The 15641-nt window shown below is 44.9% G+C and carries 12 protein-coding genes; 4 read left to right on the forward strand and 8 right to left on the reverse strand.

What is annotated here, in order from left to right:
- Window positions 1-293 precede the first annotated feature (293 nt).
- The 7 genes from MHB43_RS01660 to MHB43_RS01690 all read right to left on the reverse strand — a co-directional run bounded on the left by MHB43_RS01660 (window position 294) and on the right by MHB43_RS01690 (window position 8825).
- Window positions 294-3197 carry a DUF5704 domain-containing protein gene (locus tag MHB43_RS01660; protein ID WP_405131202.1) on the reverse strand — a complete coding sequence of 968 codons (2904 nt, stop codon included), beginning with the start codon at window positions 3195-3197 and terminating at the stop codon, window positions 294-296.
- 478 nt (window positions 3198-3675) lie between these two features.
- A complete protein-coding gene (locus MHB43_RS01665) occupies window positions 3676-4956 on the reverse strand; it encodes an S-layer homology domain-containing protein (RefSeq protein ID WP_405131203.1) in 1281 nt (426 codons plus the stop codon).
- A 333-nt stretch (window positions 4957-5289) separates the two neighbouring features.
- Window positions 5290-5619 (reverse strand): chaperone CsaA, encoded by a 330-nt coding sequence (gene csaA, locus MHB43_RS01670; RefSeq protein WP_405131204.1) that lies wholly within the window; start codon window positions 5617-5619, stop codon window positions 5290-5292.
- Between the two features lie 111 nt (window positions 5620-5730).
- A complete protein-coding gene (gene udk / locus MHB43_RS01675) occupies window positions 5731-6363 on the reverse strand; it encodes a uridine kinase (RefSeq protein ID WP_405131205.1) in 633 nt (210 codons plus the stop codon).
- A gap of 201 nt (window positions 6364-6564) precedes the next feature.
- On the reverse strand, window positions 6565-7146 hold the full coding sequence (locus MHB43_RS01680) for a VanZ family protein (protein WP_405131206.1): 582 nt from the start codon (window positions 7144-7146) through the stop codon (window positions 6565-6567).
- 34 nt (window positions 7147-7180) lie between these two features.
- Window positions 7181-8305, reverse strand: coding sequence for a DUF4179 domain-containing protein (locus MHB43_RS01685; protein ID WP_405131207.1), 1125 nt, complete (start codon window positions 8303-8305; stop codon window positions 7181-7183).
- Window positions 8289-8825 (reverse strand): sigma-70 family RNA polymerase sigma factor, encoded by a 537-nt coding sequence (locus MHB43_RS01690; RefSeq protein WP_405131208.1) that lies wholly within the window; start codon window positions 8823-8825, stop codon window positions 8289-8291. The genes MHB43_RS01685 and MHB43_RS01690 overlap by 17 nt, the downstream gene beginning before the upstream one ends.
- Before the next feature lie 329 nt (window positions 8826-9154).
- Here MHB43_RS01690 and MHB43_RS01695 point away from each other — a divergent pair, with 329 nt between their 5' ends.
- From MHB43_RS01695 to MHB43_RS01710, 4 genes are all read left to right on the forward strand, one after another.
- Window positions 9155-10000, forward strand: a complete 846-nt coding sequence (locus MHB43_RS01695) for a PRD domain-containing protein (protein ID WP_235200849.1) — start codon at window positions 9155-9157, stop codon at window positions 9998-10000.
- 139 nt (window positions 10001-10139) lie between these two features.
- Complete coding sequence (locus tag MHB43_RS01700) at window positions 10140-12068, forward strand: beta-glucoside-specific PTS transporter subunit IIABC (RefSeq protein ID WP_339181251.1); 1929 nt, start codon at window positions 10140-10142, stop codon at window positions 12066-12068.
- A 48-nt stretch (window positions 12069-12116) separates the two neighbouring features.
- Entirely contained in the window at window positions 12117-13574 is a 1458-nt protein-coding gene (locus tag MHB43_RS01705; protein ID WP_076210289.1) for a glycoside hydrolase family 1 protein, read from the forward strand.
- 6 nt (window positions 13575-13580) lie between these two features.
- Window positions 13581-14540 (forward strand): 2-keto-3-deoxygluconate permease, encoded by a 960-nt coding sequence (locus MHB43_RS01710; RefSeq protein ID WP_076210291.1) that lies wholly within the window; start codon window positions 13581-13583, stop codon window positions 14538-14540.
- A gap of 103 nt (window positions 14541-14643) precedes the next feature.
- On the opposite strand, the gene MHB43_RS01715 is transcribed toward MHB43_RS01710, so the two are convergent.
- Window positions 14644-15327, reverse strand: a complete 684-nt coding sequence (locus MHB43_RS01715) for a type 1 glutamine amidotransferase domain-containing protein (RefSeq protein WP_405131209.1) — start codon at window positions 15325-15327, stop codon at window positions 14644-14646.
- Between the last annotated feature and the right edge of the window lie 314 nt (window positions 15328-15641).

Here is a 15641-nt window from a genome sequence, read left to right on the forward strand (position 1 = left end):
ACCTTTTTGTTGTATAAAGGCATGTTGTGTGTAGTTGGGATGTGACACTGGAATCACTTGTGAATGCTTTATCGTATGTGGTTCAGTACACCATAGTTTTGCACAGGCTGTATAGTACTTAGTCTGGCACTTCATGGCTATTTCATCATATATTTATTGATTGCTTCATGGGTGAATATCGCTCTACAGATATTCAGTCTTATTTTGGAGAGGTACTCCACATGTAGACTCTTCTATCCACATGCAGTTGGCTACATCTGCTTAGCCAGTCGTACTGACATGACGGATTTAAACTAGTGTGGTACTTGGGATTGGAAGTCATTCCGGCTGGACTGATCAGCATGGTAAAAGACAATATCGCCATCCTTCAGGGGCCAGGTTCTGCCTTGACTGTCTGTTGGCGTTTTGTTGAAACCTTCTATCTGCCATTGATTCATCAGAGGTGCGTGAATATATTGCAGATGGGGCGCCTCTGTATTTCCATTCCGCAGGCTCTCCATGTTGAAGTTAACCACAATATAACCATTCTTTAGAAAAACATTCGATTTCTCATCCAGCTGATTTTGTCGAGCAAGAGGTTCGAGATCCGTACCTTTTGGTACGGCATATACATCGGCAGGTAAGCTGTACTCCCCGTACCAGCGCTGGATTGCTGCATTGGCCCGGTCCACGTTGACCCCGGAAGGAATGTCCGTTTTGGGTCCAATGAGTGTCCGAATTGGAGCAGACAGGATCATCCAGTCATAACGACCTACCCATGTTTTTTGATGAGAAGTCTGATCGACCAGGCGAACCATATGTTCTGCCAACGTACGCTGGTTACGTTCTTCCGCTGACAGTTCATAAGTATACTGATAACGCGCTGTATCGCCTAACTCTGTGCCGGGTACATTTCGAAGCCGGGAGTTCAGGACAACAAATCGTTTCTCCAGATCCTGTGCTGATCCGACACGGATCAGGCGTTCCTGACCTCGATGGTAGTACAGATCCACTTCTTGCCGGGAGGACCCGTCTTTACTCACAAAAGCAAAAGTGGGTGTAATTCGAATACCATCCTGTTTGCCAAACATATTGCCCTTGGTCTTGAGATCGAACTTGAAATGGTACCCCGTCTTCACAGTTGCGTTAGCGAATCCCTGCACCGGATGGCTTCCTGGTCGGATGGGCAATACAAATGGAGCCAGGTTACCTCGCGGATCACCATCAATGCTATTCATCCCGGTCCAGTAGCTATAGCCCGTTGGTTCGGGACTACCCAATCGCTTGCGAAATACATTTTCCCAATTGTAATCGGAGATATCAGTGACGTGAAAATCATATAACCTTCCGATAACATCTACCGGCACGGTGTCTGCTGCAACATGATGTGCCAGATTGGTATTGGCATCCTGTTGCTCGGTAAAGTTTGCAGGTGCATTCTCTGCAATATTGCGGAATACAATATGGTATTTGCCTTCGTCTACCCATACAGGGAGATAGAATGTGGTGTCCAGTTGATTGACCGGAATATCGACCCATGTCTTGGCAGGGAAAAACTGACTCCGATCTGCGTTATAGACATCAAATGGGAATTGCACCTGTTTGATTCGAAAATATTTGGCATAGTCCCGATTTCCATAACCGGGATAACTCGCTGCGTCTAAGTGCTGTCCCGATGTGGGAATTCGCACAATGAACTGACGTTCCAGAATGAGTGCAGCGCTGGTTGGGTCCGGTACGGTTTTCTGATTATGCGGCTGATCATCCGATACCCAGGCGTAGTTGACGACAGGGGTGTGTACCGTGACCGTGTTGATGCCGTTAATCGGTAATATTTTATTGGCACCGCCATTCACGTTATCCGGTAGCAAATCATAATAGATTTCACCAGAGCTTGTGGTATTTGCTTTATTCAGCAGGGAATTGCTGATCATATTACCCGGTTTGTACAGCACATCACGCCCAATCGTCGTTGGATTAGGAATGTTGGATGGTGTTGGCCCATCTTTGGTTGCTTCCACATCATTCATAATGGTTGTGTTGTTGAATTTCACCAAATCATTCTTCACTTTATTCTGAGGTGTGTTGGATTCAGCCATTCCTTTTAACCGTGATGTATCATCAGGCACACTGGGAGGTTGGTTCAAACCACCTGTTAATTTGGGTGGAGTATATGAGATTGAAGTGGTTTGCCCTGGTCGTACATGGCTTTCTACGGATTCATCATTTTTAGACTCTAGTGTTGGTGGTGTGTATCCTGTTGGATTCATCGTAACGGCCTCACCGGGCAAAGCGTAATTATTCATGGTTGCTTTAGCGATCTTGTATACTTCCAGATTGTTAATTTTCCAGTAGGAGTAGTCTCTTGTGATCTGGAAGTTGTATGGCTTGGGTACCGTGTCGTTCGCGGGTACAGGTGGCCCTGGTGTACAACCATCATCATCACATTCATCTGGTCCAGGTACTGTCCACTCTCTGTCGTACGAGATTGTGACATTACAGTTGTATGTAACTTTACCGCTCATTTTCGCCCAAGCTTGTTTAAACAGATAATTGTCAGCAAAGGCATTTGTGTAGAGTGACTCGGAAGTAGGGATTCCTCTTAACACATTGAATGTCTCATTATCTCTGTTATCTGACTTGATAACACCGTTGGTATTTGGATCGAGATCATTCATGCTCATAATGGTTCCAGCAGAAGGTGGTCCAATCGTTGGCGTGCAACCTCCACCACCGCCTCCGTTACCGTCGCCCCCGCCCGTACCTGGGTTCTCTTCAACACCAATGTTTGTTGTGGTAGTTAACTGAAATCCATCTTTCTTCCACAGTACAGTGATGGTTGTAGTTCCCCTACTGACTGCTTGAACTACTCCGGAATTACTAACGGTAGCGACACCAGGATTGGAGGATTCCCATGTAGTTGTACCACCGCTACCGGTGTTTACATTGGTCTCCGCTCCAAAGTTTCCATCTCCAGTTTTCGTTTTGACCGCTGCATTCAATTGTTTGGACTGGTTCAAGCTAAGTTGCCCGCCAGCTGTGAGGTTGATCTCTTTGGTTATTTCAGCCAATGCCTTCCAATAAAGATCAGTTCTGAATATATAGTCCGCTGACCATTTCGGAGGGTTATACTCTCTTGATGCAGTAGGGGCGATTGCGCCCCCAATTTGCATTTGGAATTTGGTGCTTAATCCATCGAATTCATCTACAGAAATCAAAATTGGATCTCCAATTCTATAATAGCTAGTGTTGTCCATGTAGTGCGGTTTCTTTGATCTTTCAGTTATTGTAGATGAAGGGGGCTGCTCATTGTTTTTATCTTTGTACTCTGTTGGTTTGTATACATCTTTATCGAGATCTAATTGTACACATACTCTGGATGATCTAGGTAGGTTAGTTGAACTATCATTAAGTAAATCAATGCCGTTACAATGACCTTCTACCCTCCAATCCAAATTATCGAGTTGAAAGATATAGATACCAAGATTTGTTTTTGCTTCTCCTTCAAGAGGAATAACTTTCTTCTGGGACTTTGCTGGTCCTGAGGGTTCCATGTGAAATGGTTTAACTTCTTCTTTAGTACCTGGCCCTCCGCCAGCTTCAATCGTTGAAAAGGGGGCTAATAATGCACTTATTGTAAAGGCTGCTAAAAGAAATCGACTTAAATTACTTTTTATTGCCAAAATCATCCCATCCTTATTTATTATCGATCACACTAAATGTAACTCCCTCTTTAGTTGTGAGGGTAATTGCAGAAATCAGAGCTTTATCGAAATGTAGTAGTCCATCTCCCCAGAATACAGGATCTTTGACAGTGAAAACTCCTTTACTTTTTAGAAATTCAATATTAGTCGGTATTCCAAATGAAGCACTAGTTTTTGTTTTTGGGGAAAGAAGAGGATCAACAGCACTTGAGTTTAATAGACTTCCAGCTTGTAACTGATTCATAGATGAACTTTTAATATTTAATTCAAACTCGACAAATGAGTGGTAGGCACCTCGTAAAGTTGTAATAACTCCTTCATCAACAAATACGGGATAATAAATGCTCCGTTTTGCTCCTACTGCATAAGGACTAACAACAATCCAATTGTGGATTTTGAGATCGGAATAATTTGTTAGTGTTACGAGATTCTTATTTCTTATTTTTGAAAAATCCTCTGTTACAGAATCATAGTCAATGTTAGGATTAACCTTTTTCTCAGGTGTTTTTTTGTACGATGGCGCAATAATATTCAAATTTGTACCCGTCAAACCCACTGCTCGCAGCTCATTCAGACCCTGAAAATCGGCAGGTTTTATCTTGGCAACTGCTGCATAACGGGCGATCAATACAGCTACTTCCGCCCGAGTGGTGGTACGATCAACGCCAAATGTTTTATCGTTTGCGACACTCATCAGTCCTGTTCCCAGGGCAACGGCTACTGCATTTTTTTGAGCGTTTGCGAGTTTACCTGTGAAATATTCCTTTGCAGGCACAACGGTGTTGGTCACATCAGAGAGTGCTTGTTTGTACTCAGGATCAACCACGGTTAGGCCTTGCGTCAGCCAAGTAGCCATTTCGCCTCGTTGAAGAGCGCCTTGTGCATCCAATTTCCCCTTATAATTAGAAGGGCTGATAAAACCTTTTGCTATAGCAGTAGAGACACCACTTTTTGCCCACTCGGGTATGTCTGTGAAATTGTTTTGTTCTTGTGTTGATGCATTAGGCTGATCGGATAAACGTCCCAGGATACTTGCCATTTCAGCTTTGGTGACCGGTGAGCTTGGTTTAAATGTCCCGTCGGCATACCCCTTGAAATAACCTTGTTCCACGGCCGAATTAATTGCTGAAGATGCCCAGTGTGTAGAAGGAACATCCTTGAATGTAGTTGCAGCTGGAGCGGCTTCTACAGAACTCCCAACGCCTCCAAAACCTACGGTACCCCCTGTTAATAAAGCTAATGCCGTTACGCCGGAAATCATCATTTTTTTCATGAATTTTACTCCTCTCAATTGTGAATTTCTCTCCTTGATATGTACTTTTCAGGCTACTAGATACTAAATTTGTAATAATAATCAATATTCTACCATGTATAACTAGGCTGTTGGTATGATTTATCAATATATTTCCTCCTCTCCACCCAACTGTTACTAATTCTCAAGACCTATATTTCCTCAAAAAAAACAAAAAAAGGCCACGAATCCGCAGATTCATAGCCTTATGCTTTAAGGTCTCCAACATATGTAGTTCCATCAATAATCAATAAATCAAGAATACTCGATTTCCAAACATTTGAAAAGCCCATATTCTTCTTACTCAAAATAAAGTCACGCTATCGGTGTTCCATTAGGCAATGGGCTATCCGGTGTAAGTAAGACAACATCGCCTTCACCAGGCACGCCGCCAAGCACAAGTACTTCAGAGACAAAACCGGCAATCCGCCGGGGTGGAAAATTAACTACAGCAACGACCTGTTTGCCGATGATCATGTCAGGGGTATAGCGCTGGGTGATCTGAGCACTGGAACGTTTCAGGCCAAGTGGTCCGAAGTCGATCGTCATTTTAATAGCGGGTATGCGAGCCTTGGGGAAGGGTTCGGCTTCCACCACGGTACCAATTCGAATGTCATGCTGCATGTATTCTTCAAAAGTAGCCACAGGGGTAGACCTCCTTTCAACTATTGGGGACTATTATAAATGAAAAATCATCAAAAAATCCAGATTACGCTGTTTCGTAACCTGGATTTCTGTTGTGTTGCTTTGAAAAAATTAAGCGCCGTTCCAATTCTCTCCGGTGAGGTATTTCTCAGTGAGGATGGATAACATCTGAATACCTACTTCATTATGTCCGCCTTCTGGAATAATGATATCGGCATACTTTTTGGATGGCTCGATAAAAGCATCATGCATCGGTTTTACCGTTTCAAGATATTGTTTGTACACGGATTGAATCGTGCGTCTGCGCTCTTCAATATCCCGCAGTACTCTACGTAGAATCCGCACATCGGAATCAGTATCAACAAATACTTTGATGTCCATCAGACTGCGAAGATGTTCATCAATCAGCACATGCAGTCCTTCTACAATGACAATATGGTTCGGTGCCAGTTCAACCGTCTCATTGGCAGCACGGTTATCTATGGTGAAGTCATATACGGGAGCATACGCCGCTTGGCCTTTTTTCAACAAGGTGAGATGCTCAATCAACAGATCATTATCGAATGCAAACGGGTGATCGTAATTGGTGAGTCGGCGTTGCTCAGGTGTGAGCTGCGACTGGTCTTTGTAATAATTGTCTTGGGATATAAACGTAACTTTAGCTGATCCCAGACGGTCTATGACGGAGCGAGCTACCGTCGTTTTACCGGAGCCGGTTCCTCCGGCGATACCAATAATGAGCATGGTTGTTCCATAAGCCTCCCTAAAATGGCAGCATGATGAATGGATAAAAGCGCATCAGAAATCCTTCGTTCATGGCCTTTATCCACATGTCTGTCTCTGAATACACAATTCCTTCATTGTACCATAGCACTCGACTTTTTTCATCTTGGTGTATGGACCATGTTTTGCCTTCAAGGGGCGTTATGCATGCTCATATTCATTTTACTGCATATTTTTGGATGATACTCCCTGTGGTGACTCCCATAGGGCCATTAGTCGCTGGCCGATGGAACTTTTGGTGAACAGATTCAGGATGACATAACCAAGTACACTTCCTGTTGTATTGGCTATTATATCGTTCAGATCGGTACTGCGAGCGTTGCCCAAGGATACTCGGAGCATGAGTTGTGTTATTTCAATGAGGATACTTAGAGCCAATCCCGCTAATGCTGCTGTTCGCATCGAATGAATCCAAGGCTTTAAGAAAGGAAGCATGAACCCCAGTGGCATAAACAGAACAATGTTAAGGAGAAAGCTTGGTGCATCCGCGGTCAGGAGCGGAATCCATTGAATGCTTTGATACCATGGCGTTTGATTGGCATAGATTCCGATGTTCACGTCGATAGGGAAAAATACAAAATGCATAACGCCCAACATATATATGGCAAATGCAAGCATCGACATATAATGTCTGACCGTGTACCTGGTTTTGCTCACCCTGGCATGGAGCATCAGGGCGAGCAGGACCAGAACGAATAACGGACCAAGTACGATGAGAGATGAGATTGAATATTGGATGGACATGGAATGGCTCCTTCGATAAGGCAATAATATTAGGCTATTGAAGCGGAATCTTCATTTCCATTCCCTTGATGAATTGATTATCTATAACCTCTTCAGCGAAGTCATCCTTGATCTCAAAAGGTTTCACTATCAGATATTTTATATCCTTGCCAGTTGTGGCATATATGCGTTCGGATGTTAATTGGGTTCCCTTATAGGTGCCCTCGCCGCTAAGTGAGGTCAGTTGCCGCCCTTGATCATCATAGACAGCAAATCCGATGTGACTCAGCTGTTCCTGCTCTTTTGCCGTAAGAGTATTCTTATCATTCAAACTGATAACAGTAGTTAGGCGAGTGGTGACAGGGGTAACCTCAGCTTCCGTAACAGCGGCCGTATACAGATCGTTGGTCATGGCTGTGTTAGGCAGAACCCGATGAATGTTATCTGTTGATTTGGTAAATGGAACCGTCAGCTCGAACTCATGATCAATACCCTGCAATGTCAATTGAACTTTGGCGTCGAACTGATCCGGCCAATGTGCCGTTCCCTGATTGGAGGAAATGACCTGCTCAAAGAGCAGTGTATCTGGCTGCGTTTCTCCTACCGAACTATAGAACAGTCCGCTATTCGGACGGGTCCCGTCCACTTTTAGAAAGACATTCTCAATTCCGCTGCTCAGTTTCACGATGTCCTTGCCATTGTCATATTCGCCTTGATTCAGATTAGGCGCAGTGAAATGAACCAGAAACGCAGCACGTGTACCATCATATACCGCTTCAAGCACTTCGAGCTTCACATCCTGGTAAGCAACCTTGCTGTTAACAGGGGTAGTCAAGCCTTCGTTGCCCGCCGTTCGCAGACCCATATCAGCTTCTATCGAGCTGAAGAGGTTGCCCACGAGTGGAATATTGCGCAAGGAGGCAGCCATGGCCGGTGATACAAAGCCGGATGCAAATACGGTAACGCCCAACACTCCGGCTGCGATCGTCGCAGCTGCAGCCTTGTGCCATCGCTTGTTCCGGCGACTGGAGCGCAAAGTCTGTTCCGTTTTCAATGTGTCTGGCGACACCGGCAGAGATTCCAGTGTGGCATCAATCCGGTTACGAACGAGTTCAGACATCAGAGGACGCTCCTTCGCTTGGTTCTTTAATTCCTGATCGATATTAAACGGGTTTGACATGTAAGTTTACCTCCCGAAAATTTTTGAATTTCTGATATAACTCCTGCCTTGCCCGAGTAAGTCTCATTTTCACTGCACTTTCGGAAATATTCAGGGCATCGGCGACTTGACGGAGGGACAGGTCTTCAAAATAATGCAAAACGACAACAATTCGTTTCGATTCCTCCAGATGGTCTACCGCTTCTCGCATATCGACCTCATCGTAGGGACTGGAATGCTCCCGCTTATCTGAAGGTACTTCCGCATAAGCGGTGGAGAGAGCGCGGCGGGACAGCATCGTGTTGCATTCATTGATGAGGATGCGAAACAGCCAGGTTTTGAAATACCGGGGTTCCCGGAGTGTATGCACCGATTTGTATGCGTTCAGAATTGTCTCCTGAATGGCATCGGCCACGTCCTCCTCTTTTCGCAGCATGGATTTTGCCGTATTGTACAAAGAGTTTTCAATGTCTCGAATAAGCCGGATAAAGGCTTCACGATCTCCTTGGATGGCCTGGTTAACGAGCTCGGTTGAACCCATGGATAACAGCTCCTTTCGTATTGGAGGGATGAAGCCAGCACTTGGCTGGTTTTTATATGAATTAGACTGGCGGGTAGGGCATATGGTCACATTTTCTTTTTATAGTTTTAAAAAAGGGTGTTGTTATATCTGACGTATCGGGTCTCTACGTTCCCTTCAATGATAAGAGTGGCTGATTTTTCCCTAAGATTGGATGATTGACTTTTTCAAAAACAGCACTATAATAAACTTATATTCATAACACGGACTGTTACTGGGGAAACCAGGCATGACCGAATTCGATTGCTTTACTGTAATCGCTTTCGGTCTTTTTTTATTTTTGTTGGGGGGTGAGAACATTGAAGGTTATCAAGAAAGTAAACAATAACGTGGCCATCGCTATTAATGAACATAACGAAGAGGTTTTTGTCGTAGGCAAGGGTGTAGGATTTCTGAAAACCCCTTATGAGCTGACGGAGACGGACTTGGTGGAGAAAATTTTTGTGGCACCAAAGAACATCCGTATGTATGACCTGCTGAACAGTATTCCGATTGAGGATATTTATCTCGCGGAGGAAGTCATCAAGTTGGGCAGTCAGATTCTGAATAAAACATTTAACCCGAATCTGCTTCTCACCCTGTCCGACCATATCAGTTTTGCATTAACCCGAACCAGAGAAGGCATCCGTATCAAAAATCCGCTGGAATGGGAAGTGCGGACACTCTATCCGGACGAGACCCGGGTGGGGGAGGCTGCGCTGAAGCTGATTCAGGAAAAAACGGATATTGCTCTGCCAACAGCCGAAACAACACTGATTGCATTACATTTTGTTAATGCACAGGTGGGATCGGGAGAGATGACGGATACCACCAAGGTGACCACAGTTACGGGCGAGATTCTGTCCGTGATCAAATATGCTCTCAAAATTGACTTTCAGGAGGATTCCATCCATTTCATGCGCTTTGCCACACATATCCGGTATTTCATTCTTAGGCAGATGAGCGGTAAATCGCTCAAAGACGAGAATGAATCGCTGTTCCTGATGGTGAAGGAGAAGTTTCCGAAGGAACTCGCTTGTGTGGAGAAGATTGCTGACTTCCTGAAAAATAATTACGGCTGGACCTGTTCGGATGATGAAAAATTATATCTGATCTTGCATATCCAACGATTGATTTCGAATGAACCAACGGAATGAACCTAATGAAGGAACTAACCGAATAATCCATATTGGACTGTTACTGATTCGATCAGGCATGACCAAGCGTAGGGAATGACGATTCCCCGGCTTGGTCATTTTTTATATATCCAATTTACTCATGTAGAGGAGAAGGGTCATGAACAACAAAGACTTGGCTAAAAACGTACTTGATCTCGTTGGCGGCGAGCAAAATATATCGGGTCTGACACACTGTGCAACCCGTTTGAGATTCGTATTGAAGGATGATAACAAAGCAGACCTCAAAGCGCTGGATCAGCTTGAAGGCGTGCTCAAGGCACAAAATTCCGGTGGACAGGTTCAGGTTGTTATCGGTGCCAAAGTAGACGCGGTATACAGTGAAGTGAAGAATTTAACTTCTGACCATATTGGCGAGCTTACGGAGTCTACAGACAGTGGACCGAAAAAGAGACGTAACCCCATCAACGTAGTGCTTGAAACTATCGCAGGTATATTCACGCCTGTCCTGCCAGCACTTGTTGGTTGCGGGATGATTAAATGTTTGGCCACCGTTATAACTGCCATGGGTTACCTGGAAGGCTCCGGCTTCCTCACGATCATTAACATGATCGGGGACTGTATTTTCTATTTCATGCCATTCTTCCTGGCTGTTAGTGCAGCAAATCGTTTCAAAACTAATCCCTATTTGGCGGTAGCTCTTGCTGCGGGACTAATGCATCCAACCATTTTGAATGCTGCGGCTCAGATTGCTGAGACGGGTGTAAACAGTATTGATTTTCTCGGTATGCCGATTCTATTGATGAAATATTCCTCTTCCGTCATTCCCATCATTCTGGCGGTTTGGATTATGAGTTATGTGTATCCAATCGTCAATCGAGTGATTCCCAAGTTTCTGCAGGTCCTGCTTACCCCAATGATTGTTTTGTTCATTATGATTCCAGTGGAACTGATCGTGCTTGGCCCAGTAGGATCATATATCGGTGACTGGTTGACCAACGGCATTAACTCATTGTTCTCAACCGCAGGTGTTCTTGCTGGTGCGATTCTTGGATTTTTCAAACCGATCATGGTCATGTTTGGTATGCACTATGCCATTATGCCGATTCAGGTTCAACAAGTGGCTACACTGGGTGCAACCGTGCTGTTACCAACGGCACTGGCAGCAAATTTGGCTCAGGCTGGAGCAGCCTTCGGTGTGTTTGTCCTAACCAAGAGTAAAACGATGAAATCAGCGGCTGCTTCGAGTGGATTCACCGCTTTGTTCGGGATTACTGAGCCGGCGATCTATGGTGTAACGCTGAAATACAAACGTCCGTTTTTCGCAGGTTGTCTAGCAGGCGGATTAGTCGGTGGATTCTACAGTTTGGTGCATACAACAGCGAATGCAATTTCACTTCCAGGTGTATTGGCCATTGGCACGTATTCATCGGATCGTTACATGTATGTCGTTATTGGTTGTATTGCCGCAGTTGTACTCGGGTTTGTGTTCACGCTGTTAGCGGGCATTAAGGAAGATACTGAAGGAAGTAAATCGAAGCAGCAAGCTACGGATAAAGTAAACCGCAATCAGCCAGCCGTTGCCACAGAGGTGACTCCAGCATCCGTATCATCACAGACATCCACATCTTCGGACATGCTTATCGTTAGTCCAATGACAGGGGAGATCAAACCGATCTCTGAGGTAGAAGATCAGGCATTTGCCCAAGAGTTAATGGGTAAAGGGATTGCGATTGTTCCGACAGATGGCAAGGTATACGCTCCATTTGACGGAGTAGTCGAAGCACTTTATCGCACCAAACATGCCATCGGATTGAAAGCTGCGAATGGTGTCGAGATCCTGATTCATATCGGGGTGGATACCGTCAGTCTGAAAGGGAAGTATTTTAACGCCCATATCGAACAGGGGCAGACAATCAAGGCCGGCGATTTATTGGTGGAGTTTGATCCAGAAGGCATTACGTCAGCAGGCTATAACACGATTACATCCATTGTGGTAACCAACATGCAACAGTATGGAGACGTACTGACCACAGCGACCAACGGCCCGATTCGGGAGAGCGAAGCGCTAATGAAGCTGATCCCTTAAAACTTGAAATAAGACCTTAATAATACGTAATAACAGGAGGAAACTAAAATGACAAATTCCAATTTTCCAAAAGATTTTTTATGGGGCGGTGCACTATCTGCCTGTCAGGCCGAGGGAGCTTATAATGTGGATGGCAAGAGCCTGACCATTCCAGAAGTGATGAAGTTTAACGAGAAGAACGACCGCAAAGTGACCAAGCAGATCAGAGTGAATTGGGAGATGATTGAAGAGGCCAGGAATGACCCGGATACCGTGAAATATCCAAAGCGCCGGGGAATCGATTTTTATCATTCTTTCCGTGAGGATATCGCCTTGTTTGCCGAGATGGGCTTCAAAGTATTTCGTTATTCCATTTCATGGGCCCGAGTATTTCCGGGTGGCGACGATGCCGCTCCGAACGAAAAGGCACTAGAGTTCTATGATCAGGTGATTGATGAATGTCTAAAACAGGGTATGGAGCCCCTGATTACCATCAGCCACTTTGATACACCAATTGTACTGATGGACAAGTTCGGAGGATGGTATAACCGCAAGCTGATTGATCTGTATGTGAACTATTGTGATGTGCTGTTCAATCGCTACAAGGGCAAAGTGAAATATTGGGTGACATTCAACGAGATCAACATGAGCGTGAAAGCATCGGCCAAAACGCTGGGAATCATTGATTATGATGCTCCAAATTATGAAGAAATGCTGTTCCAGGGGCTGCATCATCAATTTGTAGCTGCGTCCAGAGCAACCAAGATGGCTCATGAGATTGATCCGAATAACCAGATCGGAAGTATGGTGGCTTATTTCACAACGTATCCTTACACTTGCAAGCCGGAGGATGCGCTTCAGATGCAGCAGGATGATCAGATGAAAAATCAGTTCTATCTCGATGTGCTCAATAAAGGCGAGTACCCTTACTATAGTAAAACGTATTTCAAAAACAAGGAGATCCAGTTGCACATCGAGGATGGCGATCTGGATAGCATTCAAGCACATACGGCTGATTTCGTGGGGATGTCGTATTACAACTCGATGATTTCCAGCAGTGATACAGAGCAGCTCGAACTAACGGCAGGCAATGTACACAGTGTATATAAAAACCCGCATCTGCCCGCTAACGAGTGGGGTTGGCAGATTGATCCGATTGGCCTGCGTTATACGCTGAATCTCGTCTATGATCGGTATCAAAAGCCTGTCTTTATTCTGGAGAACAGCTCAGGCTTCTACGACAAGCTGAACGAAGACGGAACGATCAACGATCCATACCGGATTGATTTCCTGAGCAAACATATCGAACAGATGGGACTCGCCATTGCGGATGGGGTCGAGGTGTTGGGATACACGATGTGGGGACCAATCGACATGATCAGTTCAGGGACATCTGAGATGAGCAAACGGTACGGATTTATCTATGTGGATCAGGACGACTATGGCAATGGTACGCTCGAAAGATATCGTAAGGATTCCTTCTTCTGGTATCAGAATGTGATCCGTACCAACGGAGCAGAACTGTAACAGAGCATGAACATTATGGGTCGTATCAAAAAAATACCCGGCGGCTTGCTGATTGTTCCTATGCTGGCCGCCGCGGTCATCAACACGGTGTTTCCATCGTTTTTTCAGATCGGAGATCCAACAACAGCGCTGTTCACATCGAAAGGTACCATGGTGCTGATCGGTATGATTTTACTGATATCAGGAACACAGCTTAACTTGTCACAGCTTCTGGTGACTTTGAAGAGAGCAGGGGTGCTCTGTATTTCACGTATCCTCATCAGCTGCCTGTTCGGCTGGGCGTTTGTACACTTTTTTGGCATAAGTGGGTTCGGGGGTGTTTCTGCGGTAGCCTTCATTGCCGTTCTGACCAGTTGTAATCCGGGATTATATCTGGCCTTGATGAACACGTACGGAGATGATGTGGATCGTGCTGCGTTTGGCATTCTGAATCTAATCGCCGTACCGATTATTCCGGTTATGATATTGAATTCGGCAAGCGGTGTCGGTATCGATTACCTCAGTGTACTTGCTACGCTAGTACCTTTCTTGATCGGGATACTGCTTGGTAACCTGGACAGAAATATACAGAAGATGTTCGCTCCGGGAACACTGATTCTGCTGCCTTTCCTAGGTACAAGCTTTGGGTCCAATATTGATCTGCGCATTGCATTTCAGTCCAGTCTGTCCGGTTTGCTGGTCACGGTGTTATTTTTGCTGATCTGCATGCTGCCGCTCATTGGAATCGATCGCACGATATTAAGACGGCCCGGTTACGCAGCGGCTGCGACATGTTCGGTTGCTGGATTGTCCATGGTGGTGCCTTCGATGGCTGCCGGGTTCAATCCGGTGTATGCGCCTTATGTTGACACAGCGATCGCCCAGATTGCGTTTGCCGTGATCCTGACATCAGTGACCGTGCCTTATATCGTGAAGCGTTTGGCTGGAGGAACAGCGACGGAAGCTTCTGCTTCAACAAATCACTAGAAAAAACAGCATGTGTTCTGTCAGATTATGACGGATCACGTGCTGTTTTGCTTTGTACATCTATATGATCTCCTAGGGGAGGAGAGGGATCGATCGGTTTATTTTACAGACCCAGCAGTTGTTTAACACTTTCAGCTACAGCTTTGCTGGATTGCGGATTCTGTCCTGTGACCACACGGCCATCTGTTGTGACATAGGAGCTGAAGGCAGCAGTTTTATCATATTGTGCAGCGCGTTCTCTCAACGCATCTTCCAACAGGAAAGGAACATACTCGGTTTGTTGAGCCAATGTTTCTTCTTCATTCGTGAAGCCGGAAACGGTTTTGTCTTTGATTAGAAGCAGGCCGTTGGACAGCTTCACATTCAGCAGGGCTGTAACCCCGTGGCACACGCCGGATACAACGCCACCTTTTTCATAGATATCACGAGAAAGCTCTTGAAGTTCGGCATTGTCCGGGAAATCCCACATCGTACCGTGACCCCCTGTGAAGTAGATTGCATCGTAGTCACTCGCGTTTACTTCGCCAGGTTTCAACGTATTTTTCAATTGGTTCATGAACGTTTCGTTCTCGAAATAGGCTTTGGTGCTCTCATCCAGAGAGTCGCCCAGACTTTTCGGATCAAGTGGTACGTTCCCACCTTTAGGGCTAACCAGATCGATCTGAACATTGTCATTATGGTCAAACTCTTCAATAAAGTGAGTTGCTTCGCTCAGCCACAAGCCAGTAGGCTCGTCCTTTGGTGCGTACTTATCTACATTTGTTAGAACAACCAGAATCTTTTTCATATAAAAACCTCCCGTAAAATATATATCATCAATTTATATTAAATATCACAAAATTAGATTGTGTAAAATCTATTATCAAATATAACATAACCTTTTTCTAAAGTAAAATCATGAACGTATCGTCGTTCTCCAATGTGACTTTCATGCGTAGGAGTAAGGAACAAACTAGTAGTAGTAAATATGCCGTAAAAATATAGTTTTACTTATTATGCCCTGCTTAATTTACTCAAATTGTAAGCCGAGGTAGGCGTGTGTAAGGGGAATCTTAATTAATTCAAATTTGAAGTTAATTTGATTGAACAACTAGTTCTTTT

Source organism: Paenibacillus sp. FSL H8-0317, from assembly GCF_045040685.1.
Lineage (GTDB): Bacteria > Bacillota > Bacilli > Paenibacillales > Paenibacillaceae > Paenibacillus.

What these genes read in the sequence shown, in the direction of transcription:
- MHB43_RS01665 (WP_405131203.1), bottom strand. Translation starts at nt 4,956, where the DNA reads ATGAAAAAAATGATGATTTCCGGCGTAACGGCATTAGCTTTATTAACA.
- udk (WP_405131205.1), bottom strand. Translation starts at nt 6,363, where the DNA reads ATGCTCATTATTGGTATCGCCGGAGGAACCGGCTCCGGTAAAACGACG.
- MHB43_RS01680 (WP_405131206.1), bottom strand. Translation starts at nt 7,146, where the DNA reads ATGTCCATCCAATATTCAATCTCATCTCTCATCGTACTTGGTCCGTTA.
- MHB43_RS01685 (WP_405131207.1), bottom strand. Translation starts at nt 8,305, where the DNA reads ATGTCAAACCCGTTTAATATCGATCAGGAATTAAAGAACCAAGCGAAG.
- MHB43_RS01690 (WP_405131208.1), bottom strand. Translation starts at nt 8,825, where the DNA reads ATGGGTTCAACCGAGCTCGTTAACCAGGCCATCCAAGGAGATCGTGAA.
- MHB43_RS01700 (WP_339181251.1), top strand. Translation starts at nt 10,140, where the DNA reads ATGAACAACAAAGACTTGGCTAAAAACGTACTTGATCTCGTTGGCGGC.
- MHB43_RS01705 (WP_076210289.1), top strand. Translation starts at nt 12,117, where the DNA reads ATGACAAATTCCAATTTTCCAAAAGATTTTTTATGGGGCGGTGCACTA.
- MHB43_RS01710 (WP_076210291.1), top strand. Translation starts at nt 13,581, where the DNA reads ATGAACATTATGGGTCGTATCAAAAAAATACCCGGCGGCTTGCTGATT.
- MHB43_RS01715 (WP_405131209.1), bottom strand. Translation starts at nt 15,327, where the DNA reads ATGAAAAAGATTCTGGTTGTTCTAACAAATGTAGATAAGTACGCACCA.